The organism is Kitasatospora sp. NPDC058184, from assembly GCF_042883725.1.
Taxonomy (GTDB): Bacteria; Actinomycetota; Actinomycetes; order Streptomycetales; family Streptomycetaceae; genus Kitasatospora.
Window position 1 is genome coordinate 1 of the sequence record NZ_JBHVVE010000084.1, and the last position, 1,010, is coordinate 1,010.

The window sequence follows — 1,010 nt, forward strand, 5'->3', positions numbered from 1 at the left end:
GAGGAGTTTCGAGCCGATCACGTTGAAGATGCTGCCGATGAAGCAAAAAACAAAAATCGACGACAGGCTGTTCGCCGAAAAAAAGCCGGCGCGCTATTCCTCAGAAAAAGTCATCAGTAAAGTCATTTATTTTATCGCATTAATCATCGTTTTTATTCTATTCTTTAACATTCTGCATCTGACAACCGTGGCTTCGCCTTTTGTCAGCATGCTGTCAGCGATAACGGCGGCTGTGCCGAGCATTTTAAAAGCCGGCCTGATTCTGCTGTTGGGCTGGGCGGCCGCTTCGCTTTTCAGCTATCTCGTCAAAAAAGCGGGCATGAAACTCGCTGAAAACGGCCGGCTCAGAAAATGGACAATGGTGTCTGAAGAAGCGGAAATGAGCAGATCCGTTACGGCCGCTTCACGAATCGTTTTTTACTTCGTCTTGCTCTTGTTCCTGCCCGGCGTCTTGGCCGCTCTCCAAATCAGCGGAGTATCAGGGCCGTTTACAAATATGATCCAAAGCGTTTTGTCCTTTATACCGAAATTATTCGCCGCGGCGCTGATTGTTTTAATCGGCTGGCTTGTTGCCCGTCTCGTCCGTGATATCGTCACAAACTTTCTGGCGAGTATCGGCACGGAAAGGCTTGCCGCACGTATGGGGCTTTCTATTTATCTGAAGGATACAAGCCTGTCGGCAATCATCGGAACGATTGTCTACGTGCTGATTTTCATTCCGGTGATCATCTCTGCGCTTGACCGGCTTGATGTCGCGGGTATTTCTGAACCGGCGTCAGCCATGCTGCACACGGTCTTCACAATGCTCCCTAATATCATCATCGGTATTGTGCTGATCATCGCCGGCATCTGGATCGGAAAATGGGTCAACAGCATTGTATCCGGGCTCTTGCACCGGGCCGGTTTCGACTCTCTTCTCGGTAAAATGGGCTTTGAACAGGCGGGTACCCCGAAGCTGACGCTTTCTCAGACGGTCGGCATGATTGTTCAGATCATCATCGTCCTGCTCT

At 50.0% G+C, this 1,010-nt stretch carries 1 protein-coding gene; it reads left to right on the plus strand.

The window, feature by feature from the left end; translation table 11 throughout:
• Positions 1-28: 28 nt before the first annotated feature.
• Positions 29-1,010: mechanosensitive ion channel (locus ACFVXH_RS41495; protein ID WP_387831260.1), on the plus strand; the 982-nt coding region annotated here is incomplete at its 3' end.